General features: G+C 75.1%; 21 protein-coding genes and 2 pseudogenes. 8 read left to right on the top strand and 15 right to left on the bottom strand.

The features are described 5' to 3' along the window. Positions 1-4: 4 nt before the first annotated feature. Positions 5-658 carry a DUF4232 domain-containing protein gene (locus CO540_RS22025; RefSeq protein ID WP_099163481.1) on the top strand — a complete coding sequence of 218 codons (654 nt, stop codon included), beginning with the start codon at positions 5-7 and terminating at the stop codon, positions 656-658. 52 nt (positions 659-710) lie between these two features. Here the strand turns inward: CO540_RS22025 and CO540_RS22020 are convergent, their stop codons facing one another. The 3 genes from CO540_RS22020 to CO540_RS22010 all read right to left on the bottom strand — a co-directional run bounded on the left by CO540_RS22020 (position 711) and on the right by CO540_RS22010 (position 5,334). Continuing rightward, positions 711-1,160 (bottom strand): DoxX family protein, encoded by a 450-nt coding sequence (locus CO540_RS22020; RefSeq protein ID WP_099163480.1) that lies wholly within the window; start codon positions 1,158-1,160, stop codon positions 711-713. 386 nt (positions 1,161-1,546) lie between these two features. Continuing rightward, on the bottom strand, positions 1,547-2,470 hold the full coding sequence (locus tag CO540_RS22015) for an ABC transporter permease (protein WP_099163479.1): 924 nt from the start codon (positions 2,468-2,470) through the stop codon (positions 1,547-1,549). Further along, on the bottom strand, positions 2,470-5,334 hold the full coding sequence (locus CO540_RS22010) for an alpha/beta fold hydrolase (protein ID WP_099163478.1): 2,865 nt from the start codon (positions 5,332-5,334) through the stop codon (positions 2,470-2,472). The genes CO540_RS22015 and CO540_RS22010 overlap by 1 nt, the downstream gene beginning before the upstream one ends. A 375-nt stretch (positions 5,335-5,709) precedes the next feature. Between CO540_RS22010 and CO540_RS22005 the strand changes: the two genes are divergently transcribed. From CO540_RS22005 to CO540_RS21975, 7 genes are read left to right on the top strand one after another with little or no spacing between them, the layout of a single operon-like run. Next, positions 5,710-6,882: a hypothetical protein gene (locus CO540_RS22005; protein ID WP_099163477.1), complete on the top strand. Its 1,173-nt coding sequence runs from the start codon at positions 5,710-5,712 to the stop codon at positions 6,880-6,882. Continuing rightward, positions 6,869-9,727, top strand: coding sequence for an ATP-binding protein (locus tag CO540_RS22000; protein WP_099163476.1), 2,859 nt, complete (start codon positions 6,869-6,871; stop codon positions 9,725-9,727). The genes CO540_RS22005 and CO540_RS22000 overlap by 14 nt, the downstream gene beginning before the upstream one ends. Next, a complete protein-coding gene (locus CO540_RS21995) occupies positions 9,724-10,188 on the top strand; it encodes a roadblock/LC7 domain-containing protein (protein ID WP_091569071.1) in 465 nt (154 codons plus the stop codon). The genes CO540_RS22000 and CO540_RS21995 overlap by 4 nt, the downstream gene beginning before the upstream one ends. Continuing rightward, positions 10,185-10,634: a DUF742 domain-containing protein gene (locus CO540_RS21990; RefSeq protein ID WP_091569069.1), complete on the top strand. Its 450-nt coding sequence runs from the start codon at positions 10,185-10,187 to the stop codon at positions 10,632-10,634. The genes CO540_RS21995 and CO540_RS21990 overlap by 4 nt, the downstream gene beginning before the upstream one ends. Then, complete coding sequence (locus tag CO540_RS21985) at positions 10,612-11,373, top strand: ATP/GTP-binding protein (RefSeq protein WP_172967905.1); 762 nt, start codon at positions 10,612-10,614, stop codon at positions 11,371-11,373. Before CO540_RS21990 ends, CO540_RS21985 begins: the two co-directional genes overlap by 23 nt. A gap of 46 nt (positions 11,374-11,419) precedes the next feature. Further along, positions 11,420-11,920 (top strand): hypothetical protein, encoded by a 501-nt coding sequence (locus tag CO540_RS21980; protein ID WP_099164892.1) that lies wholly within the window; start codon positions 11,420-11,422, stop codon positions 11,918-11,920. 39 nt (positions 11,921-11,959) lie between these two features. Then, positions 11,960-14,176 (top strand): AAA family ATPase, encoded by a 2,217-nt coding sequence (locus tag CO540_RS21975; protein ID WP_099163475.1) that lies wholly within the window; start codon positions 11,960-11,962, stop codon positions 14,174-14,176. 4 nt (positions 14,177-14,180) lie between these two features. Here the strand turns inward: CO540_RS21975 and CO540_RS21970 are convergent, their stop codons facing one another. The 12 genes and pseudogenes from CO540_RS21970 to CO540_RS21915 form a co-directional block, all read right to left on the bottom strand. Continuing rightward, the gene (locus CO540_RS21970; RefSeq protein ID WP_216642298.1) at positions 14,181-14,534 is read right to left on the bottom strand and encodes a gas vesicle protein K; all 354 of its coding nucleotides are present in this window, start codon (positions 14,532-14,534) and stop codon (positions 14,181-14,183) included. Beyond that, a complete protein-coding gene (locus CO540_RS21965; RefSeq protein WP_099163474.1) occupies positions 14,531-14,773 on the bottom strand; it encodes a gas vesicle protein in 243 nt (80 codons plus the stop codon). Before CO540_RS21965 ends, CO540_RS21970 begins: the two co-directional genes overlap by 4 nt. Beyond that, positions 14,764-15,579, bottom strand: a complete 816-nt coding sequence (locus CO540_RS21960; RefSeq protein WP_099163473.1) for a GvpL/GvpF family gas vesicle protein — start codon at positions 15,577-15,579, stop codon at positions 14,764-14,766. The genes CO540_RS21965 and CO540_RS21960 overlap by 10 nt, the downstream gene beginning before the upstream one ends. A 151-nt stretch (positions 15,580-15,730) precedes the next feature. Next, positions 15,731-15,883, bottom strand: a pseudogene (gene gvpJ / locus CO540_RS31360) (gas vesicle protein GvpJ); the annotation flags it as partial. Positions 15,884-15,932: 49 nt separating this feature from the next. Next, the gene (locus CO540_RS21950; RefSeq protein WP_091569055.1) at positions 15,933-16,280 is read right to left on the bottom strand and encodes a gas vesicle protein; all 348 of its coding nucleotides are present in this window, start codon (positions 16,278-16,280) and stop codon (positions 15,933-15,935) included. After that, positions 16,277-16,621, bottom strand: coding sequence for a gas vesicle protein GvpG (locus CO540_RS21945; RefSeq protein ID WP_099163472.1), 345 nt, complete (start codon positions 16,619-16,621; stop codon positions 16,277-16,279). The genes CO540_RS21950 and CO540_RS21945 overlap by 4 nt, the downstream gene beginning before the upstream one ends. A gap of 2 nt (positions 16,622-16,623) precedes the next feature. Then, entirely contained in the window at positions 16,624-17,379 is a 756-nt protein-coding gene (locus CO540_RS21940; protein ID WP_099163471.1) for a GvpL/GvpF family gas vesicle protein, read from the bottom strand. Between the two features lie 181 nt (positions 17,380-17,560). Then, positions 17,561-17,740: pseudogene (gene gvpJ, locus CO540_RS31355) on the bottom strand (gas vesicle protein GvpJ); the annotation flags it as partial. 35 nt (positions 17,741-17,775) lie between these two features. Next, positions 17,776-18,924 (bottom strand): SRPBCC family protein, encoded by a 1,149-nt coding sequence (locus CO540_RS21930; protein ID WP_099163469.1) that lies wholly within the window; start codon positions 18,922-18,924, stop codon positions 17,776-17,778. Positions 18,925-18,926: 2 nt separating this feature from the next. Continuing rightward, complete coding sequence (locus CO540_RS21925; RefSeq protein WP_216642297.1) at positions 18,927-19,376, bottom strand: hypothetical protein; 450 nt, start codon at positions 19,374-19,376, stop codon at positions 18,927-18,929. A gap of 256 nt (positions 19,377-19,632) precedes the next feature. Beyond that, positions 19,633-20,142 (bottom strand): GNAT family N-acetyltransferase, encoded by a 510-nt coding sequence (locus CO540_RS21920; protein ID WP_099163468.1) that lies wholly within the window; start codon positions 20,140-20,142, stop codon positions 19,633-19,635. Between the two features lie 150 nt (positions 20,143-20,292). After that, complete coding sequence (locus CO540_RS21915; RefSeq protein WP_099163467.1) at positions 20,293-21,195, bottom strand: hypothetical protein; 903 nt, start codon at positions 21,193-21,195, stop codon at positions 20,293-20,295. Positions 21,196-21,238: the final 43 nt, after the last annotated feature.

Raw genomic sequence — 21,238 nt, 5'->3', positions numbered from 1 at the left:
CCGGATGCGGAACGCGGCGGCCCGACTCGGCGTCATCGCGGGGCTGACCCTGCTGACCGCCTGCACCCCGACGCCGCGCCCGATCGACCCGCTGCCCACGCCACCGCCACGGCCGGGCGACGCCGCCGACGCCGCGACCCCCACCCCGGCCTGCTCGCCGGAGGGCATCCGGATCGTCGAACTCGGGGTGAGCGCCGCGATGGGGCTGCGGGCGATGGGCCTCGACCTGGTCAACTGCGGCAACCGGCCGTACGAGCTGCGCGGCTATCCGGCGGTCGCGCTGCGCGACGCCGACGGGGACCCGATCACGGCGCGGGTGATCCCCGGGGCCGCCCCGATCACCTCGGGCTTCGACGACCCACCCACCGCGCTCGTGCTGCGCCCCGGCGAACGGGCCGGCGCCGCGCTGATCTGGCGCAACCTGGTCACCGACGCGACGGTGGTGGCGACCGACGGCGTCGAGCTGGACGTCGCCCCGGTGGCCGGCCGGCCGGCGTACCCGGTCGCGCTGGACGGGCCGATCGACCTCGGCAACACCGGTCGGCTCGGCGTCAGCGCCTGGAAGCGGCGCGACCCGGCGCCGACCACGCAGGCGCCCGCGCCGTCCGCGCCGATCGGTCCGCCGTCGCTCGCGACCACCCCGGTCAACCCGCTCTGAGGTCCTGGCACGGGACGGGGAGTCCCGCACCAGGGCCCGGTGGGGGACCGACTCAGGCGGGGACCGACGTGCGGGGCGCGGGAGTGGCGTCCGCGGGCTCGCCCCGACGGCGGGACAGCAGCGCGTCGAGCGCCCAGGTGCCGGGGCCGAGCACCGCGACCAGCAGGAACGACCAGCAGAACATCGCGGCCAGCTCGCCGCCGTTGCGGATCGGCAGCAGGCCGTGCGGCTGGTGCACCACGAAGTACGCGTACGCCATCGAGCCGGAGGCGAGCAGCGCGGCCGGCCGGGTGCCCAGGCCGACGAGCACCAACGCGCCGCAGACCAGTTGGATCAGCGCGGCCCACCAGCCCGGCCAGGTGCCGAGCGGGACCGCCCCGCCGGTCGCCGGGTTGCCGCCGAGTATTCCGAAGATCGACGCCGCGCCGTGGAGCAGGAAGAGCAGGCCGACGACGATGCGGAACAGGGAGAGCACAGGGCCTTTCAACTGGCTCGGGACCATGGGAAACCTCCTGGGACGGGTATCGGACGACGTCCAGGATGGCGGCGCAAAAGATTGAAGTTAATCAATTCCTTGCTGGCGGGACAACTTCGTGGGAACGCTCCCATGATATGGAAGTCCGAAAGCCGCCGGGAAGACCTGCGGCTCGACTCAGCCCGGCTCGGCGAACCCCAGTTAGTCAGGCCCTCCTCAGTCGGCCCCGCACGGTCGGGTCAAGCTTCTCCCGAGTGCGATATGACTCTGAGTCATAATTATGACTCAGAGTCATAAGAGGGTTAGAGGAGACATTGCTTCTGACGGAGCGTTGCGGAGAGTGACCGCCGTAACCAGGCGAGAGTCGAGCTGGCCGACAGCCGACCGGCCCCGACGGGTCGGTGACGGCCACCTCAGCTCGTGACGTCCTTGCGGGTGAAGCGCCAGAAGGCCAGGCCCCAGAACAGCGTGGCGTAGACGATCGCCGAGATCGCGCCCTTGACCACGTCGTCGGTCTGCATCGGCGACGACAGCAGCCCCAGCCAGGCGCTGCTGTAGTGGGTCGGCAGCAGGTTCCGCAGTCCGCCCAGCGCGGTGATCTGGTCCAGGATGCTGGAGAGGATCCAGAGCAGCACCGCACCGCCGACCGCACCGAGCGCGGCGTCCGTGGTCACCGAGAGCAGGAACGCCAGCCCGGCCACCACCAGCAGCACCACCGCCAGGTAGCCCAGCACGCCGAGCAGCCGGAGCAACCCGTCGGTCGGCGCCAGCTCGGCGGAGACCTGGCTGCTCAGCGGCTTCCACCCGTACCGCAGCGTGCCGGCGAGCAGCGCGGTGCCGGCCAGCAGCACCAGCGCCAGCCCGGAGTACGCGAGCGCGACCACCAGCTTCACCGCGAGCAGCCGGGCCCGGGGCACCGGCACCGCCAGCAGGTAGCGCAGGCTGCCCCAGCTCGCCTCGCTGGCCACCGTGTCGCCGCAGAACAACGCCACCACGACGACCAGCAGGAACGACGCCGACACCAGGATCGAGAACAGGGTGAAGTTGAGGCCGCCCGAGGTGGCCAGGTCGGCCAGGCTGGCGAACTCGCCCCGGCCGCCGCCGTCGTCGTCCCCGGAGTCGAACTGGAACGCCACCAGGATGATCAGCGGCAGCAGCACCATGAACCCCAGCGCGAGCTGGGTCCGGCGGCGCGACGCCTGCCGCCGGAACTCCGCGCCGAACGGCATCGTGGCCGACGGCCGGTAACCGGCCGCCGCACCACCCGCGCCGGGCGCAGCCGTGCCGCCGGGGGCGACCGCGCCACCGCCGGACGACGCCACCGAAGAACCCGCCATCACCGGTCACCGCTTCCCCGAGAGTTCTCGCCCACCAGGGCGAGGAACGCGTCCTCCAGGCGGCGCCGGGGCACCACCCGGTCCACCCCGATGCCGGCCCGGACCAGCTCCGCCACCACCTCGCTCCGGGCGGTGCCGTTGGTGTCGACCACCAGCCCGCCGTCGGAGTCCGGCAGCACCCGTACGCCGTCCAGCCGGTCGAGCACCGTACGCGCCGCGTCCGGGTCGCTCACCTCGAACAGCACGCTCGGCGACTCGCCGACGATCTCCTCGACCGGCCCGGAGGCCACGATCCGGCCCTTGTTCACCACCACCGCGTGCGTGCAGGTCTGTTCCACCTCGGCGAGCAGGTGGCTGGAGACCAGCACCGCGCGGCCGTCGGTGGCGTACCGCTGGAGCACCCGGCGCATCTCCGCGATCTGCGGCGGGTCCAGCCCGTCCGTCGGCTCGTCGAGCACCAGCAGCTCGGGCAGGCCGAGCATGGCCTGCGCGATGGCGAGCCGCTGCCGCATGCCGTGGCTGTACTTCTTCGTCCGCCGGTGCACCGAGTCGCCCAGACCGGCGATCTCCAGTGCCTCGTCGAAGTGGGCGTCCTCCCACGGCCGCCCGGTGGCCCGCCAGTACGCCTTGAGGTTGTCCAGACCGGACAGGTGCGGCAGGAAGCCGGGCCCCTCGACCAGCGCGCCGATCCGGGAGAGCACCGGCGAGCCGGGCACCAGCCGGTGGCCGAAGACGTGGATCTCCCCGGCGGTGGGCTGGGTCAGCCCCATCAGCACCCGCAGCGTGGTGGTCTTGCCCGCGCCGTTCGGCCCGAGCAGGCCGACCACCTGGCCGGGGTGCACCTCGAAGTCCACGTCGGAGACCGCGACGAACCCGTCCGCGTACTCCTTGCGCAGGTTGCGCACGGCGAGCGGGACGCCCGCGTACTCCGGGTGCACGGAGCTGTCCTGGCGACGGTGCCGGCGGCGGGTGACCAGGACGACCACGACGAGCCCGACCACGATCGCGGCGAGCAGACCGGCCAGCACCCAGCGCCACACCGCGGCGGTGGTCGGGATCGGCGCGGCGTCGACGGTGGGCAGCACCAACGGGCCGTCGCCGAGCGCCACCGTGTGCACGGTCGGCTCGGCCGGGGTGGCGTACGCCTGGTCCGACGTCGCCACCACGAGCCGCAGCCGGTGCCCGGCCTCGACCCGGCGGACGATCGCCGGCAGCGTGACCGTGACCGGGGCCGCCGCGTCCAGCGTGCGCGGCAGGCCGGTCAGCCGCACCGGCGCGACCAGGCCGGACGGCAACGTGGACGCGCCCTGCGGGTCGACGTCGTAGAGCTTGACGAAGAGCACCGCCTCGCCGGTCGGTGAGGCGGCCCGGATCCGCACGGTCGGCGCGCCGACCACGTCGACCGGGTCGTCCAGCGGCGCCGACTCGAAGCGCGCGTGCTGGCCGGGGATGTCCCCGGCCACGCTGTCGAGCAACGACCCGAGCGCGCCCGCGAACGGCACCGCGGAGATCGCCGCCGGGTTGCCGTTGGGCGGCACGGCGACCGGCTGGGCCCCGCCGGTCAGGGTGATCTCCCGGCGGTCCTGGCCGGCGACGCCCGGATAGTCGTCGGTGCGGAAGCCGGTGGCCACCAGGCCGCGGTCGAGCGCGTCGAAGCCGGCGATCCGGGAGAAGGTGAAGGTGTCGCCGGGGGCCGGGCCGTCGCCCCTGACGTAGTGGTCGAGCCACTGGGCGGTCAGGAACTTCACCCGGTCCGAGTCGGAGGTCGGGCCGGCGCCCCCGTCGTGCCCGCCGGTGAACCAGGCGACCCGCACCGGCGTGCCGGCGGCGATGCCGCGCGCGTTGGCGTCCGCCTCGGTGAGCGGGAAGAGCGTGTCGGCCTCGCCCTGGACCAGCAGGGTGGGCGCCTTGATCCGATCGAGCACACCGGCCGGCGACGACCGCCGCAACAGCGCGACCGCCGCCGCGTCGGCCCGGCCGGTGGTGGCGATGCGCAGGTACGCGGCGCAGACGTCGGCGGCGAAGCGACCGCAGGACGGATCGGCGGCGGCGCCACCCGGCGCCCGTCCGGAGCTGCTGCCCGGGCCGGCGCCCGGCTGCGGGCTCGCCGGGCCGGCCGACGCGGGAGCGCCCTCCGGCTGGGCCGCGGTGGCGCCGGAGAGACCGGCCGGACCGGAGCCGGCGTTGCCGCCACCGCCGAAGAAGATGCCGGCCCAGCCCTTCTTGAACACGCCGTCGGTGGGCTCCCGGCCGGTGCTCTCCGGCAGGAACGCCCGGGACAGGTCGTTCCAGGTGATCATCGGGACGATCGCGTCGACCCGCTGGTCCTGCGCGGCCAGCAGCAGGGCCAGGCCGCCGCCGTACGAGCCGCCGACCACGCCGACGCGCGGGTCGCCGGCCGCGTCCAGGCGCACCTCCGGGCGGGCGGCGAGCCGGTCCAGCAGGCGCTGCGCGTCCCGCACCTCGTGGTCCGGGCTGTCCAGGTGGATCTGGCCGCCGCTGCGGCCGAAGCCCCGGGCGGTCCAGGTGAGCACCGCATACCCCCGGGCGACCAGGTCCTCGGCGTCGGCGCGGACCGACCCCTTGGTGCCACCGAAGCCGTGCGCCAGCAGCACCGCCGGCACCCGGTTGCTCTCCGAGGCGTCGTCGGGCAGGTAGAGCGTGGTGTCCAGGTCGACCGGCTCGTCCCCGGTCGGTCCGGACCGGACGGTCACCACGGCCGCCTCGGTCCGGAAGTCCGGTCCCTGCGGGCGGACCGCCCAGACCAGGGCGGCCACGACCAGGACGACCACCACGACGGCGGCGACGATCCGGCGCGGACGGCCGGCGAGGGCGCGCCGGACCCGCGCGACGGGTGATCTCATGCGGCACACGGTACGGGCCGCCGGCTGAGCGTTCCCTGAGATCCGCCGTACGTCCGTCCGGCTGGGCCGTTCGTCGCGTGCCGTCCGTCGTCCGCAGAAGGTCCAGACCATCCCAGCGGGATGTATTCGGATCACGTGAATTCACATCTACAACCGCAAATCACCGTCGATGTCGCGTCTCGCCACGTCGATCGAACGCTCCGTGTTCACCCCTTCGACGTTCCGTCATACCCACCGAAGTGACGTGAAGCCGACTCATCGACCGAGGTTCCGACCACGCCCGGTTCGGCTACTTTTCCGGTCCGGTGCACGGGACTGCGTACGGCGACCTCCCGGGGCACCGCATCACCCTGCCGTCGCCGGAGGAGACAGACCATGACAGTTCCCGCGCCGCGGGTCCGTCGGCGGCCCTCCGTACCGGGCCGTGTCCTGCCCCTGCTGCTGGTGCTGGCGCTGATCGCCCCGCTCGGTCTGCTCTTCGCCCAGGCCTCCGGCACCACCGCCGACGATCACGACCTGGCGACCCGGGAACGCCTCGGAGTCCGCTACCTGCGCGCCCTCGGGCCGGTCACCGACGCGCTGGTCGAGGCCCAGTCCACCGCCGTCGCCGGGGCGCCGGTCTCCCGCGCGGCGCTCAACGCCGCGATCGAGCGGGCGGCCGAGGTGGACGCCGCCGTCGGCGACGAGCTGCGCAGTCACGAGCGCTGGGCCGGGCTGCGGGCCAAGGTGGAGGCGCTGCCGGACCGCGGTCTCGGCGACCCCGAGGCGGCCTACCGGGCGTACGGGGAGGCCACCGACCTGCTGCTGGCCCTCTACCGAAAGGTGCGGGAGAGCTCCGGCCTGATCCGCGACCCCCGGGCCGACTCCTTCTTCCTCCAGGACGGCATCGGCGGCGACCTGCCCACCGCGACCGTGCTGGCCGGCCGGCTCGCCGACCTGGTCCGGCTGGCCCCCGCCCGCCCCGCCGCCGAGCGGGTGAAGACCGGTGCCGAGCTGGCCGAGCTGCGGGTGGCCGCGCTCGGGCCCGCCATGGACCTGGTCGCCGACCTGCGCTCGGCGGTGGACAGCTCGGAGAGCACCGACCTGGGCGCCAACGTGCTCACTCCGCTGGACACCTACCAGCGCTCGCTGGAGGCGTTCACCGCGTTCTCCGCGCCCGGCCCGGGGCGCGCCGCACCGAGCACCGACCAGCTCACCAACGCCGGCCTGACCGCCCAGAACTCCGCCAAGGAACTCCGCACGGTGATCCTCGACCAGCTCGACGCGCTGCTGGAGGAGCGGCTGGACACGCTCGACCGGGACCGGCTCCTGGCCCGGATCGCGGCCGTGGTCGCGGTCGCGCTGCTGGCCGGGCTCGCCGTGGTCCAGCTCGCCGCGTGGCGCCGGGGCCGGCACCGCTCCACCGAGGCGCGGGAGCCGGCCGAGGCCGGCCGGCCGCCGACGGTCCACCCGGACCAGCCGGCCGCGACCCGGCCCGCCGACCGCCAGCCCGTCACGGTGGGCGGCGGCGACGCCGAGCGGTGGAGGCCGTTCGATGCTGCTCGCTAGATTGCGGATCCGGGGCAAGCTCGCCCTGCTGGTGATCATCCCGCTGCTCAGCATGGTCGGGCTGGCCGTGCCGGTGGTCGTCGACCGGGTGGCCACCGCGCAGCGCGCCGCCGACACCGCCGAGACCGTCCGCGTCGCCAGCCGGATCGGCAGCCTGGTCCAGGACCTCCAGCAGGAACGCCTGCTCTCGGTCGGGTTGCTGCTCGGCCGGGTGACCCGCACCGAGCTGATCCAGAAGTCCGTCACCGTCGACGACCGGGTCGCCGACCTGCGCGCCGAGACGCTGCCGGCGCCGGTCCGCGCGGCCCTCGACGGAGTACGCACGCTGGCCGACGTCCGCACCACAGTGCTCGCCGGGCGGGCCACGCCGGAACAGATCCTCACCGTCTTCGCCGCGGTCGACACCGCCCTGATCGAGTCGTTGCGGCTGCCGTTCCAGGTGGACACCGACACCCCGGCGGGGCGGCAGGTGCTGGCCCTGGACGCGCTGCTGCGCGCCGACGAGGGGCTGAGCTCCTGCGCCACCCAGATCGTGCTGGTCAAGGCGACCGGCGACGCGAAGGTGGCCGGCTCGTACATCGCCTGCATGGCCGCGCTCAACGTGGACAACCAGCGGTTCCGCAAGCTCATCACGCCGGAGCAGCTCAAGCTGGCCCGGCTGGACGACGCCGCCGTGGCGGCCCGGACCAGCCCGACGTTCCTGGTCGACAGCGTCCGGGACCCGATCGGGGCGATCGCGCCGGTGCCGCTGGACGCGCTCTTCCCCTCGGTCCGCTCGATGATCACCCTGGGCCAGTTCGTGGAGAAGAAGGTCGTCGCGGACGTGATCGCGGAGACCCGCACCGAGCAGCGGACCGCGTTGACCGCGGCCTGGCTGGTCAGCGTGGCGGCGGTCCTGATCCTCCTCCTCGTGGTGCTGCTGAGCATGACCGTGGCGCGGACGGTGGCCCGGCCGCTGAGCCGGCTCACCCGGTCCGCCGAACGCGTCGCCCGGGTCGCCGAGGCCGAGCTGACCCGGGTCGCCGACGACGAGACCGAGTCGGTGCCACCGGTCCGCCTCGACCCGGTGGACGTCGACGCCCGGGACGAGATCGGCGACCTGGCCCGCGCGTTCGAGCGGGTGCAGCACACCGCCGCCCGGCTGGTCGAGCGGCAGGTGGCCGGCCGGCGCAACGTGGCGCAGATGTTCGGCCACGTCGGCCGGCGTACGCAGAACCTGGTCGGCCGCCAGATCGCGCTCATCGACCGGCTGGAACGGCAGGAGGCCGACCCGGCCCGGCTGGAGCACCTCTACCGGCTGGACCACATCTCCAGCCGGCTGCGCCGCAACGCCGGCAGCCTGGTGGTGCTCTCCGGCGCCACCGGCTCGGACGGGCACGTGGCGCCGGTCCCGCTGGCCGACGTGGTGCGGCTCGCGCTCGGCGAGATCGAGGACTACACCCGGGTCGACGTGCAGGTGCCCCCCGGCGTCTCGGCCGCGCCCGCGATCGCCGGCGACCTGGTGCTGGCGCTGGCCGAGCTGATGGAGAACGCCACCTCCTTCTCACCGCCGCACACCCGGGTGGTGGTGGCCGGTGAGCTGACCGACGGCGGCGCCCGCCTCACCGTGGTCGACCACGGCATCGGCCTCACCGCCGAGCGGCTCGCCGAGGAGAACGCCCGCTTCACCCGGCGGGAACGGCTCGACCTCGCGCCGACCGAGGTGCTCGGCCTGTTCGTGGTGGGCCGGCTGGCCCGCCGGCACGGTTGGACGGTCCGGTTGGCCGCGACCTCGGGCGGCGGGGTCACCGCCGGCGTGGAGATCCCGGCCGCCTCGCTGGTGGTCCGCCGGCCGGAGCGCCCCTCCGCCACGGCGGCCCGGGCCACCGTCGCACCCGCGGAGCGGCAGCCGGCACCGGCGGCCGAGGCGCCGACGCCCGCTCGGCCCGCCGAGGGCCGGCCGGTCGACCCCCCGCCGGCCGCCGTCGAACCGACCGGGTTCGACGCCGAGCTGCTCACCCGGGCCACCCGCAGCATCGCCACCGGCGAGTCGTGGGACGCGTTCGGCAGTCAGGCCGACACCCCGGACCCGGCCGGTCCGCGGGACGTGCCGGTGGCCGCCCCGGCCGGCGGCGCGCCGGTCGACGATCTCCGCTTCCCCACCGCCGGGCCGCCGCCGGCCTGGCCGCCCGCCGCCGGGCCGGCGACCACGCCACCCGCCGGTCCGGCCACCTACCCCGCCGGCCCGGCCACGTACCCCGCCGCCCCGACCCCGCCGACACCGGTCGTCGGCCCGGCACCGGCCGCTCCCCCGGCCGCCGGGCCGACGACCGGCCCCGCCCGCGTACCGTCCGACGGCCCACCGCCTGGCGCCGCCTTCCCGCCGGCCGGCCCGCCGCCGGTGGCCCCGGCCGGACGGCCGTCCACCGGACCGGCTCCGGTCGGCCCGCCGGCGGGGCGGCCCGGACCGGCCGGCACCCGGCCGATCCGCAAGCGGGTGCCCGGGGCGAACCTGCCCACTGGTGCCCCGGCGGGCCCCGCCGGCCCGGCGACCGGACCACTGATCGGGGTTCCCGCCGACCCGGCCTCGGTCCGGGCGCTGGTCGAGGCGTTCCAGGACGGCGTACGCCGGGCCGAGGACGACGTCACCCCGGCCCCGCCGACGCCGGGACGTCCCCGGCTCAGCCGGCGGGTGCCCGGAGCCAACCTGGCCGTCTCCCCGGTGCCGGCCGCGCCCCCGACCAGCTCCGACCCCGGCGACCCCGTCGAGGTCCGCAACCTCATCACCGAGTTCGAGGCGGGCGTCGCCCGTGCTCTGCGCGAAGTCAGTACCGACCGTCGCTACGAAGAGGATCCATCACGGTGACCAGCCCGTTCCTGCACGACAACGTCGAACAGAGCTCCACCGGCGACCTCAGCCCCGAGGCGCGTACCTTCAACTGGCTGCTCGACTCGTTCACCTCCAGCACGGCCGGGGTGATGGAGGCGATCGCGGTCTCCTCGGACGGGCTGCTGATGGCCATGTCCGCCATCAAGGACCGGTCCAACGCGGAGCGCCTCGCCGCCGTCGTCTCCGGCATGACCAGCCTCGCCGGGGGCGCCGCGAGCTGGTACGCGCTGGGCGCGCTCAACCGGGTGATCGTCGACATGGCCGAGGGCTACCTGCTGATCAGCGCGATCAGCAGCGGTTCGGTCCTCGGCGTGGTCGCCGACCGCTCGGCCAACCTGGGCACCGTGGCGTACGAGATGACGCTCTTCGCGGGCCGCGCCGGTGGCGCCCTGAGCCCCCGCCTGATCGCCGAGCTGAAGAACGCCGTCCAGCAATGATCCCGGGGGCCGCCGGCGGGGACCCGGAGCCGGAACCCGGCGTCCGGATCCGTCCCTTCCTGCGCGCGTCCGCCCCGCTCACCGGGTCGGACGCGGGCGACGGGGAGCCGACCGGCCCACGCCCGTTCGTGCTCACCGCCGGACGGGTGGACGGTGACCCGGCGATCGGCCTGGAGACCCAGGTGACCGCCCGCGCGGGCAGCGGCACCTGGGCGGTGACCGCCCGGCTGGCCCCGGAGCTGGCGGCGATCGTCGCGATCTGCGCCGAGCCGGTCTCGGTCGCCGAGATCTCCGCCCGTACCCGGATGCACTTCGGGGTGACCCGGGTGCTGGTCGGCGACCTGCGCGCCGCCGGTCATCTCGACGTGCACGTCGCGGACGTCGACGACGCCCTCGATCCCGACATCATCCTGCGAGTGATTGATGGACTCCGTGCGATCTCCTGAATGGCCGGCGGCGGCCCTGGGCGGGCCGTCCGCGAACAGCGCCCCCACCCGCTACGGCGGCCCGGCCCCGCTGATCGGCCGGGCCACACCGCCCCCGCCCGCGCCGCCGCCGCTGCCGTACCGGCCCCCCGGCGCGCCCGGCGAACCGGCCCCGATCGTGCGGCGGGCGCCCGCGCCCCGCCCGCCGATCCCGGTGAAGATCCTCATCGCCGGTGGCTTCGGAGTCGGCAAGACCACCACCGTGGGCGCCATCTCCGAGATCGCGCCGCTGACCACCGAGGCGGAGATGACCAGCGCCGGCATCGGCGTGGACGACCCGGGTGGGGTGGCCGGCAAGACCACCACCACGGTGGCGATGGACTTCGGCTGCGTGACCATCGACCGCAGCCTGAAGCTCTACCTCTTCGGCACGCCCGGCCAGGCCCGTTTCGGCTTCATGTGGGACGACCTGGCGCGGGGCGCGCTCGGCGCGCTGGTGGTGGTGGACAGCGCCCGGCTCGACGACTGCTATCCCGCGATCGACTTCTTCGAGCGGGCCGGGCTGCCGTTCGCCGTCGGCGTCAACGCCTTCGACGGGAAGCTGGCGCTGGACCTGCCGTCGATCCGCTGGGCGCTGGCGATCGCCGAGCACGTGCCGCTGGTGCAGTTCGACGCCCGGGACCGGCTCTCCGTCCGGGACGCCCTGCTGGTCGTCCTGGACCGGGCGCTGGACCGGGCGACCCGGTCCCGGGAGGGTTGAACCGACGCTCGATCCGGTCCGTTTTCTGGCGAAGGGGGTGGACGCGATGAGGGGTGATCTGGACGAGACACTGGCCCGGCTGGCGCGGCGCGAGGAGGCGCGGCGCCGACGGGAGCCGCTGCCCGGCGAGCCGGCCGAAGCGGCCGAACGGGGTGGCGCCGCCGACGGGCCGGTCCCGGACGGGCCGCCGGACCGGCGGGCCGGGCACGGCGCGTACCGGCTGCGGGGCGGCGAGGCGGCGCACCGGCGGGACCCGGTCGAGGAGGTCGCCGAGGCGGTCCGACGGGTGGTCGCCGAGCATCCCGGGCTCGACGTGACGCTCCGGGTCGAGCTGGGCGGCCAGGCGTACCCGCTGCGGGTCTCCTGGGCGGGCCCGGCGGTGACGGTCGGCCCGGCCGCCGCGCCGGCGCCCCCGCCGGCCTGGCCGATGTCGGTGAAGACGGTGCCCGCGCCCGGGCACGACCCGCTGGACACCGACCCGGCGGCCCGGCTCGCCGAGATGATCCGCCGGGACCCGTCCCTGCTGGAGGACCCCGGCCCGCGCTGACCCCCGGCGGGGTGTGGTGCCGGCGGCTACTGTCGGCGGGTGGCCGAACCCGACCTGACCCTGACCGCGAGCCTGCGGCCGGCCGCGCTGGACGCCCGCCGGGGCGTCGTACGCCTGCACCCCGAGGTGCTGACCGCGCTGGCCCTGCGCCCCGGCGACCCGGTGCGCCTGACCGGTCGCCGGGTGACCGCCGGCATCGCGGCCGCCGCCGAGCCGGGCACCAGCAGCGCCCTGCTGTACGCCGACGATCTGCTGCTCGGCAACCTCGGCGTGCGGGCCGGCGGGCAGGTCACGGTGAGCCCGCTGGCGGCCGCCCCGGCGCGCCGGGTGACAGTGGCCGGCCCGGCCGCGGTGGTCGCCGCGGTCCCGCCGGAGATGCTGCGGCTCGCGCTGCTGGGCAAGGTGGTCACCGCCGGCGACGACGTCTCGCTGCTGCCGCAGGACGTGCTCCCGGACGCCGCCGTGCGCGGCCTGGTCGAGGCGGCGCGGCGCAGCCTCGCCAGCTCCGTCGGGTACGCCTGGACCAGCACCCTGCTCACCGTGGTCGCGGCCGAGCCGGCGACCGGCGCGCTGGTCACCATGGACACGGTGGTGGGCTGGGAACACGGACCGGCCACCCGCGGCTCCGGCCCGGCGGACGTGTCCGACTCCGCGCCCGTCGCGACGGCGGCCGAGGGTCTGCTCGGTCCGGAGGACGCGCCGGACGTGGACGAGCTGCCCGGCCTGCGGGCCCAGGCCGAGGAGCTGACCGAGCTGCTGGACCTCGGCTTCCACCACGGGGAGGTGCTGGGCCGGCTGGGCACCACCGTCTCGCTCGGGGTTCTCGTCGAGGGCCCGGCGGGCTCGGGCAAGGCAGCGCTGGTCCGCGCCGTCGCCGCCCGGGTGGGCGCGCGAATCCGTCCGCTCTGGGCACCGGAGCTGGCCGCGTCGACCGCCGACGCGGCGGCCCGACGGTTGCGCGAGGCGGCCTCGGCGGTACGCGCCGGCGGACCCGCCGTGCTGCTGGTCACCGACGTGGAGGCGATCGCCCCGGCCGACGAGCCGGGCCCGCTGGCCACGGTGTTCCGGCAGGTCGTCGCCGAGACGGTACGGGCCGGCGCGGCGGTGGTCTGCACCAGCGCGCGCCCCGAGGCGGTGGACCCGGCCCTGCGCGGCCCGGACCTGCTGGCCCTGCGGATCACCGTGCCGCTGCCTGACCCGGCGCTGCGCCGGGAGCAGTTGACAGTGCTCACCCGCCAGGTGCCGCTGGCCGGCGACGTCCGGCTGGACGAGGTGGCGGCGCGTACCCCCGGTTTCGTCGCCGCGGACCTCGCGGCGTTGGTCCGGGAGGCCGGGGTGCGGGCGGCGCTGCGGCAGAAGACGGCGGAGACGCCGACCGTGGCGATGGCCGACTTCACCGCCGCGTTGGAGGTGGTCCGGCCGACCACCATGGCCGCCTCCACGCTGGAGCTGGCGTCGGTGACGCTCGACGACGTGGGCGGGCTGCACGAGGTCAAGCAGACGTTGACCGAGTCCGTGCTCTGGCCGCTGACCTATCCGGACACGTTCGCCCGGCTGGGGGTGACGCCGCCGCGCGGGGTGCTGCTCTACGGGCCGCCCGGCTGCGGGAAGACCTACCTGGTCACCGCGCTGGCCGGCTCCGGGCGCGCGAACGTGCTGTCGGTGAAGGGCGCCGAGCTGCTCTCCAAGTGGGTGGGCGACAGCGAACGCGCGGTCCGCGAGCTGTTCCGCCGGGCCCGGGAGGCGGCGCCCACCCTGGTCTTCCTGGACGAGGTGGACGCCCTGGCCCCGGTGCGCGGCCAGGCCACCGACGGGGGTACCACCGACCGGGTGGTCGCCGCGCTGCTCACCGAGCTGGACGGGGTGGAGGCGCTGCGCAACGTGGTGGTGGTCGGCGCGACGAACCGGCCGGAGCTGGTCGACCCGGCGCTGCTGCGTCCCGGCCGGCTGGAACGCCTGGTCTACGTGCCCCCGCCGGACGGTCCGGCCCGCGCCGAGATCCTCCGGGCGGCGGCGCGGAACGTGCCGCTCGCGTCGGACGTGGACCTCGACGCGCTCGGCGGCGACCTGGACGGCTTCTCCGCGGCCGACTGCGCCGCGCTGGTGCGGGAGGCGGCGCTGGCCGCGATGCGCGAGTCGCTGAGCGCCCGCACGGTCACCGCCGGGCACGTCGAGGCGGCCCGTGCCCGGGTACGCCCCTCCCTCGATCCGGCGCAGCTCGCCCACCTGGAGTCGTACGCCGCCACCCGGCGGTGACGGCTCAGTCGGTGGGCAGCAGCGGCCCGAGCGGGCCCAGGTCGAGGTTGAGGTCCTCGGGCGAGAGTCCGAAGTAGTCGCGGAGCTGGGTCATCTGCTCCTCCAGCGCCATCAGCGTGGCGCCGATGCGCTCGACCTGGTCGTCGTCGAGGTCGCCCAGGTCGACCCGGCGCAGCGCCTGCCGTTCCATCAGTTGGCGGAGCAGCTCGACCACGGTGAGCACCAGGCTGGCCAGGCCGCGCTCGACCGAGTTCTCGTCCACCGCGAGCCGCCGGTCCAGCGGCCGGACCCGGGGCGCGGTCCAGGTCGACTCGCCCAACGCCGCGGCCAGCTCGGCCGCCTCGTTCCGGGTGGTCACGGCGCCACCGCCGACTCCGGCGCGACGGTTCCCGGCTCGGGCGGGGCGAGTGCCCCGACGGACGCGATCAGCGCGCGCAGCGAGATCCGGACCAGGTCGACGTCCGCGATGGCCAGCGTGATGTCGCCGGTGACCACCACACCGGCGGCGAGCACCCGGTCGAGCAGGTCGACCAGCGCCACCTGCCGGTAGGCCGACGGGTCGTCGACGCTGCTCGGGGCCAGTGCCGTCACGGCCATGCCGACTCCGCCGCCGGTTCCGTCACGAACGAGTACGCCGGCCACGGGCCGGTCAGCTCCAACCGCAGCTCCGGGTGCCGGTCGGCGAGCGCTCCCGCCAGCGCGCGGAAGCCGTCCAGCCCGGCGCGGTCGACCAGGTACGCGCCGTTGAGCGCCATCGCGGTGGCCGCGCCGGAGAGCCGACGGTCCTGCGGCGCGTGCCGCCGGGCGGCCACCGCGTGCCCGGCGAGCGCGGCGTGCACGGCCGCCGCCGCGTCGGCGGCGATCCGCTGCCCCTCCTCGCGGGCGGTGAGCTGGGCCCGACGCCGGCGCAGGTACGCCGCCCCCGCGCCGCCCCCGCCGCCCGGCTCCTCGGTGCGCGGGGTGACGCCCGGCACCACGTACCCCTTGACGCCCCACTCCTCGCGGCCGGTGAGCCGGGCCAGCGTGCCGGACAGCTCGTCGTGCCGCTCGGCCAACACCCGGGCCACCCGGTCGTCGTCGCGGTGGACGGTGGCGAGCCGGGCCGGCACCACGGCCCCGGCGCGGGCGAGCGCGTCGACCACCGCGTGGTGGGCCCGCGCGGCGCGCTCCAGCCAGCCCAGGTCCTCCAGGTTGCGGCGCAACGCCTCCTCGCCGTACTCGGCCAGCGGCGCGTCGCCGACCACGGCGACGAGGCCCGCGCCGGTGACCGCGCGCACGGGCGTGCCGGCGATGCCGGGGATCCCGGCCAGGGTCGTCGGGGCGACCTCCGCCACCACGCCGTGCAGCCAGACGCCGCTGCCGGTCTCCGGCGCCACCGGGGCGGGTTCAGCTGTCGTCGTCATCCCACTCCTCCCTCGCGACACGGGCGGCGACGCGCGGCCGGCGGGACGCCTCGACCTCCTCGGGGTCGCGGGGTCCCGGCTCGACCGGTGGGCGGGCCCGGGAACTGAGCCACGGGTCGTGCTCCCACCAGTCGATGCCGATCTGCCGGGCGGTGTCGACCGAGGCGATGACCAGCCGCAGCTTCAAGGTCAGCAACTCGATGTCGAGCAGGCTGACCCGGATGTCGCCGGCGATGACGATGCCCCGGTCGAGGACCCGTTCGAGGATGTCGCCGAGGTTCGCCGGCTCGTGTCCGGCGCCCATCACCTGGCCGGTGTTCTGCACCACCGGCGGTTGCCGCGCTGTGGTCATCTCAGCCCCCGTCCCCCTTGCCGCGCTGGTAGCGGCGCGTCCGCCGGTAGCCGAGCAGGTCACCGGTCATGTCCAGCTCCACCTCGTAGAGGCCGAGCAGGTCGGTGGACGCGGGGATGCGATGGTCCTCGACCACCTCCACCCCGACCAGCCAGCCGTCGTCGGTGGGCTGGATCGAGGTGATCCCGAGCGGGTCCTTGCCGGTCAGCGCCACGACCTGACGCAGCCCCTCCCGGGCCGCCTCGGCCGTGCTGATCGCCTCCTCGTCGTTCTCGTCGAGGTAGCGTTCCTCGGCCCGGCCGTCCTGCCGCTGGCGGTTGCCGTCGCCGCGGATCCGTGTCGACGTCATGTCCTCCCCCTCGCCCCCCGTTGCTGCTCCCCCCGCCGGCGGGCGGGGCGTCGCCGGGCGGACGGCGGCGGTTGATCGCCGCCGTTCGCCCGGGACGCGCTACGGCCGGTCGTCGCACCCTGCGGCGTCAGCCGGTCCAGCACGCGCTGCTGGCCCCGGTCGCGCTCCTCCGGCGTGATGTCGCCCGCTTCCGCCGCCCGGTCCAGCTCCTCCAGCTCGCGGCGGATGTTCACCGGGTCGTGCTGCTTCGACTCCGCCTCCCGGGCGACCACCCTGACCATCGCGGTGAGCCCGCGCACCGGCGCGTACGGCAGGGTCAGCAGCGCCCACAGGATGTCCATGCTCACTCCGCCAGTTGGTGCGCGCTGACGAAGTCGTACGGGGCGAGCGGGCCGATCAGCCGCGTCCGGATCAGGTCCCGGCGCTGCTCGGCGAACTCCTCCACGGCCCGGACGAACTCCTCCTCGTCGTCGTTCGCGACCAGGAAGGCGACGTGCACGGCGTCCAGCTCGTGGCTGGGCGCGCGGGCCGCGTCGGCGACCACGTGTCCGCCGACCGCGTCGATCAGGTCCCGGTTCTCCGCCTCCCGGCGCAGCTCGACCGCCTGGCTGATCATCTCGCCGAGGCGGATCCGCTGCTCCCGGCTCTCCGCCTCTGGCCGACCTCGCACCTGGTCGGCGAGGGCGACGGCGTCGCGGTTGCCGGCGAGCAGCTCGCCGATGAACTCCTGCTCGTCGAAGCGCCCGTGCACCGTGTACTGCACCCGGTCCTCGAACTCGTCCAGCGCGTCGGCGAACCGGTCGTGGTGCGCGTCGAGCAGGTCCTCGACCGCGTCCTCGCCGGTCACCACCGTGCCGAAGCGGACCGGCAGCACGGGCGCGACCTCGGCCGTCCCGTCCAGCAACCGCTCGTACGCGGACAGGTCCGCCGGCCGGCCCAGTGGCTCCTCCAGCCCCACCTCGCTGACCAGCGCGGCCAGCTCGCCGTGCCGGATCGCGGTCACCTCGCCGGGCGGGGAGCCGACCCCCTCGGCGTCGGAGGTCGGCTCCACGTCGGACGGCACGATGCCGTAGATGAACAGCCCGCTCTCCCCGGCCATCTCAGCGCTCCCCGTCCCGCCGGCGCGGCCGGTCGCGCAGCGAGTCCGCCACCGCGCTGCTGATCTCCTCGGCGGCCTTGCCCAGGCCGGAGATCGCCTTGCCCTTCGCGGCCGACCCGGCGACGCCGTCCACCAGGTCGGGCAACGTCTTCTGCTCCTTCGGCACGATGTTCATCCGGTCGACCGTCTCGGCGAACCGGAGGTACGTCTCGAGGCTGGCGACCACCACCCGGGCGTTCATCTCCAGCAGTTGGATCCCGACGACGGCGACCGACACCTGCGCGTCGATCACCACGCCCTTGTCCAGCACGGTCTCCACGACGTCGGCGAGGCCACCACCACCGCCGCCGGTGCGCTCCAACGCGCTGCCGGGACTCCCGGCCGCGGCGGCGACGCTCACTCCCCACGCTCCTCACGCCGACGGCGGACCACCGGACGGCGGGGCGCCTCGGGGGCACGACGGGCCCGCTCCTCGCGGGGTTCCCGCTCCGCGCGCTGCGGGCGGCGGGCCCGCTCGGGCTGCCGCCGACGCGGCGGCTCCTCCTCCTCGGGCTCCTCGTCGTACTCGTCGTCCTCGAAGTCCTCGCCGTCGTCGTAGTCCGCGTACTCCTCCTCCGCGGGCGTGGGGCGACGGCGTGCCGGGGGCCGGCGGCGGCCACGCTCGGCGGGCCGGCGCTCCTCCTCGGGCTCGGTCTCCGGCTCCTCGGCGCGGCCCTCCTGCTCCTCGCGGAGCGCGGTCTCGTGGTCCTTGACCACCTGGGAGTCCTCGATCTCGCCGCGCCAGCCCTCGACGGAGTCGGGGTCGAGCACGGTCTCGGTCATCACGTGCCGGACGAAGTGCTTCAGCTCCAGGCGCACGCGGCGACCCTGGGCCCGCCAGAGGTTGCCGGTGTGCTCGAACAGACCCTGCGGGTGGTACTCCAGCACCACCAGGATCTTGGTCAGCTCGGGGCCGACCTCGTGGAAGCTGACCGTCCCGTCGACGGAGCCCTTCTCGCCCTTCGACCGCCAGTGGATGAGCCGGTCCGGGATCTGCCGCACGATGGTCGACTCCCAGGTCCGGTGCGACCAGAGGACCTGCGCCTTCCAGGTCATCTTCTCGTCTTCGTCGTTGTCGGCCTGCTCGACCTTCTTCATGAAGCTCGGGAAGTCGCCGAACGTCGTCCACTGGTTGTAGGCCACCCGGACCGGCACCCCGACCTCGATGGTCTCGACGATGTTGGTGACCTTGAGCTTCTTGCCGCCGCCCTTGCCACCCTTGCCGCCGCCGAACGCCGACATCAGCTTCTCCTTACCGCCGGCCAGGCCGGCATGGAACATGGCCTTCAGCGGGGAGTTGCCGTCGGCGAGCTTCTGCGCGCCGGTGGCCGCGGCGACCAGGCCGGGACCGCCGCCCTGCTTCGCGTACTCGCTGAGTCGACCGGTGGCGCCGGTGACCCGCTCGGTGACCACCTGCACGGCCCGTTCCCCGATCGCGGAGGCGAGGTTGCGCAGCTCGTCGCCGATCTGTTCACGTGCCCGGTCCGTCAGGCTGGTGGGGGCCATCGTCACCGCCCCCGTCCACGACGGACCGGGGCCGGCCGCTCGGCCCGGTCCCCGTCGTCGCGGTCCTCGTCGTCGACCATGGGCTGCTCGTCGAGCTCCTGCTCCTCGTCGGGCGCCGAGCGCTCGCCTTCCGGCTGCTCGCCGGAGCGGCGGCGCAACGCGTCGGCGCCGCTGCGCAGCCTGCCGCTGACCGCGTCGATGCCGCTGCCGGCGGCGGCGGTCGCCGCGGCCCGGCCGGCGGTGACCAGCGGCGCGCCGAGCTTGCCGAGGTTGCCCAGTTGCGGGCTCGACCCGAGCAGGCCGGTGGCCATCTGCTTCAGGCCGCCGGGGTTCTGGCTGGCCCGGCCGGCCGCGACGGCGGCGGCCAGGGTGAGTGCGGTCCGCAGCTTCCTGCGGCGGCCGAGGACATATCCGAAACCGACCGCCAGGGCGATCCGAGCTCCGCTCTTCATCAGTTCTCCTTCGCTCCCCGGCGGAAGGGACACCACATGCTGGAGCAGACCCGGAAGACAACTGCCGGGGATCAGCGAAAAAGGGTCAGCGACCGGTGTCCCGCCATCAGCGGACCCGGCGGGCAGTACCCGTCAGCACATGCGCGAAACATTTCCCGAGGGAATGCGAAGGGCGTCGCCGAAAAGGATGAACCTCGCACTCAATCCCAAGTGAGCAGGGAGAACACGAGGTGATTGTCTTGCGGCAAGCGTGCGTTCAGTGGCTCGGAATGGCCGAGTCGAGACACATTCTCGCGTGAATCCTGCCGTTCTCCTCGTGCAATTCCGCGCCGCATCGGCGAAGAACGGAAAGAGCGCCGGCATTGTCCGGTGTGGTGTCCGCGACGACCGTGTGCATTCCGGCCGCCGCAGCGGCGTGCAGCAACTCCCGCAGCGCGGCGGCGCCCAGGCCCCGCCCCCGGGCCGACCGGCCCAGCCACATGCCGGTCTCCACCACCCCGGGCTCGTCGCGGCGGGCCATCCGCACCATCCCGACCACCTCGCCGCCGGAGACGACGGCGTACATGGCGGTGCGGGTCGGGCCGGCCAGACCGCCGAAGCTGGCCCGGTGGAACTCGCGGAAGGCGTCCCGACGGGCCAACGACCAGCCGGCCGGAGCGTCCACCGGAGGCATCACGTCCTCCGGCTCAGCCTCGGCCGCCGCTACGGAGAGCAACGGCTCCAGGTTGCGCTCGTCCACCGGCTCCAGCCGTACCGCACCCGTCACGAGCCGCAGTCTGCCGCCCGTTCCGCCGCGCGTCCACCCCTTTGCCGACCTACTGCCGGTACGGCGGAGCGGGTCGGCCGGTCGTACCCCCGGGGTGTTCCGCCTCACGCTGCGTTGTCATCCGACCGGTCCTTCCGGGCGTGAGCGTGCTCACCCGACGGGTCCGAACTCGCAGAGCGCCACCGAGGCGTCGTCGGTCCGCTTACGCCGGCGCAGCCGGTCCGGGTGGTCCCGCTCGGCCACGCGGACCCGGTCGATCAGCCCCTCCGGCCCCTCCACGGCCGCCACCTCCAGCAGGCCGGCCCAGTCGAAGAGGCCGAACTGCTCGACCGCGCAGGAGGCCCCGTCGCTGAGCAGCGCCGCCCGGCACAGCGCCCCCGGCCCGCGCAACGGAACCGCGCCGGTCACCGCGTGGTAGGCGGCGTCCGGATCGGCGGCCGCCGCCCAGTAGCCGTGGGTGCGGTTCATCCGCGTCCGCTGCACGCTCACCGCGCGCCGGAACCGGACGGTCGGGTCGACCTCGTCGCCGGGCAGCGCGGCGGCGGCGCGCCGCAGGTCGGCCAGCGCGGTCTCCAGCCGGTCGTCGGTGACCACCTCGATCTCCCGATCGGTCTGCAGCACCAGCGGGCTGTCGCAGAGCACCAGGTAGTCGGCCCGGTCGCCGCCCTCACGCAGCAGGCACACGGTCGACGACGGGGTTCCCGGGTGGTCCAGGTCGCACACCCCGCCGTGGTCCGCCCGTACCGCCAGGATCGCCGCCGCCAGACTGCTCATCAGCGTCGCACCGGGCCGGGCGGCGACCGCCAGGCCGATCCGGGCGGCCAGGTGACGGACGTACCAGGCCGGGCCGTGGACGCATCCGGTGTCGAAGCCCTCCGGCACGGTCGCCCCGTCGAGGACGCCGACCAGCGGACCGAACCGGAAGACCACGTCCTCGTTCTCCGGCCGGCCGGGCGCCGGATCGGAGGCGGAGCGCACCCGCATCAGCGGCGCCTGCCCCACCGCCCGGGCCGGGCTGCTGCCGGTCGCGTACCGGCGGTCCGGTGCACCCATCGAGCCGCTCCCTCCGTCGTCGCACGCCGCCTACCCGGACGGC

This window comes from Micromonospora sp. WMMA2032, assembly GCF_002688545.1.
Lineage (GTDB): Bacteria > Actinomycetota > Actinomycetes > Mycobacteriales > Micromonosporaceae > Micromonospora > Micromonospora sediminicola.
The sequence above is the reverse complement of the archived record's forward strand: the minus strand, read 5'-3'. Positions and strand labels throughout refer to the sequence as shown.

Coding starts and splice junctions, on each gene's coding strand:
- CO540_RS22025 (WP_099163481.1), top strand. CDS start 5: ATGCGGAACGCGGCGGCCCGACTCGGCGTCATCGCGGGGCTGACCCTG.
- CO540_RS22020 (WP_099163480.1), bottom strand. CDS start 1,160: ATGGTCCCGAGCCAGTTGAAAGGCCCTGTGCTCTCCCTGTTCCGCATC.
- CO540_RS22015 (WP_099163479.1), bottom strand. CDS start 2,470: ATGGCGGGTTCTTCGGTGGCGTCGTCCGGCGGTGGCGCGGTCGCCCCC.
- CO540_RS22010 (WP_099163478.1), bottom strand. CDS start 5,334: ATGAGATCACCCGTCGCGCGGGTCCGGCGCGCCCTCGCCGGCCGTCCG.
- CO540_RS22005 (WP_099163477.1), top strand. CDS start 5,710: ATGACAGTTCCCGCGCCGCGGGTCCGTCGGCGGCCCTCCGTACCGGGC.
- CO540_RS22000 (WP_099163476.1), top strand. CDS start 6,869: ATGCTGCTCGCTAGATTGCGGATCCGGGGCAAGCTCGCCCTGCTGGTG.
- CO540_RS21990 (WP_091569069.1), top strand. CDS start 10,185: ATGATCCCGGGGGCCGCCGGCGGGGACCCGGAGCCGGAACCCGGCGTC.
- CO540_RS21985 (WP_172967905.1), top strand. CDS start 10,612: ATGGACTCCGTGCGATCTCCTGAATGGCCGGCGGCGGCCCTGGGCGGG.
- CO540_RS21980 (WP_099164892.1), top strand. CDS start 11,420: ATGAGGGGTGATCTGGACGAGACACTGGCCCGGCTGGCGCGGCGCGAG.
- CO540_RS21965 (WP_099163474.1), bottom strand. CDS start 14,773: ATGGCCGTGACGGCACTGGCCCCGAGCAGCGTCGACGACCCGTCGGCC.
- CO540_RS21960 (WP_099163473.1), bottom strand. CDS start 15,579: ATGACGACGACAGCTGAACCCGCCCCGGTGGCGCCGGAGACCGGCAGC.
- CO540_RS21950 (WP_091569055.1), bottom strand. CDS start 16,280: ATGACGTCGACACGGATCCGCGGCGACGGCAACCGCCAGCGGCAGGAC.
- CO540_RS21945 (WP_099163472.1), bottom strand. CDS start 16,621: ATGGACATCCTGTGGGCGCTGCTGACCCTGCCGTACGCGCCGGTGCGC.
- CO540_RS21940 (WP_099163471.1), bottom strand. CDS start 17,379: ATGGCCGGGGAGAGCGGGCTGTTCATCTACGGCATCGTGCCGTCCGAC.
- CO540_RS21930 (WP_099163469.1), bottom strand. CDS start 18,924: ATGGCCCCCACCAGCCTGACGGACCGGGCACGTGAACAGATCGGCGAC.
- CO540_RS21925 (WP_216642297.1), bottom strand. CDS start 19,376: ATGAAGAGCGGAGCTCGGATCGCCCTGGCGGTCGGTTTCGGATATGTC.
- CO540_RS21915 (WP_099163467.1), bottom strand. CDS start 21,195: ATGGGTGCACCGGACCGCCGGTACGCGACCGGCAGCAGCCCGGCCCGG.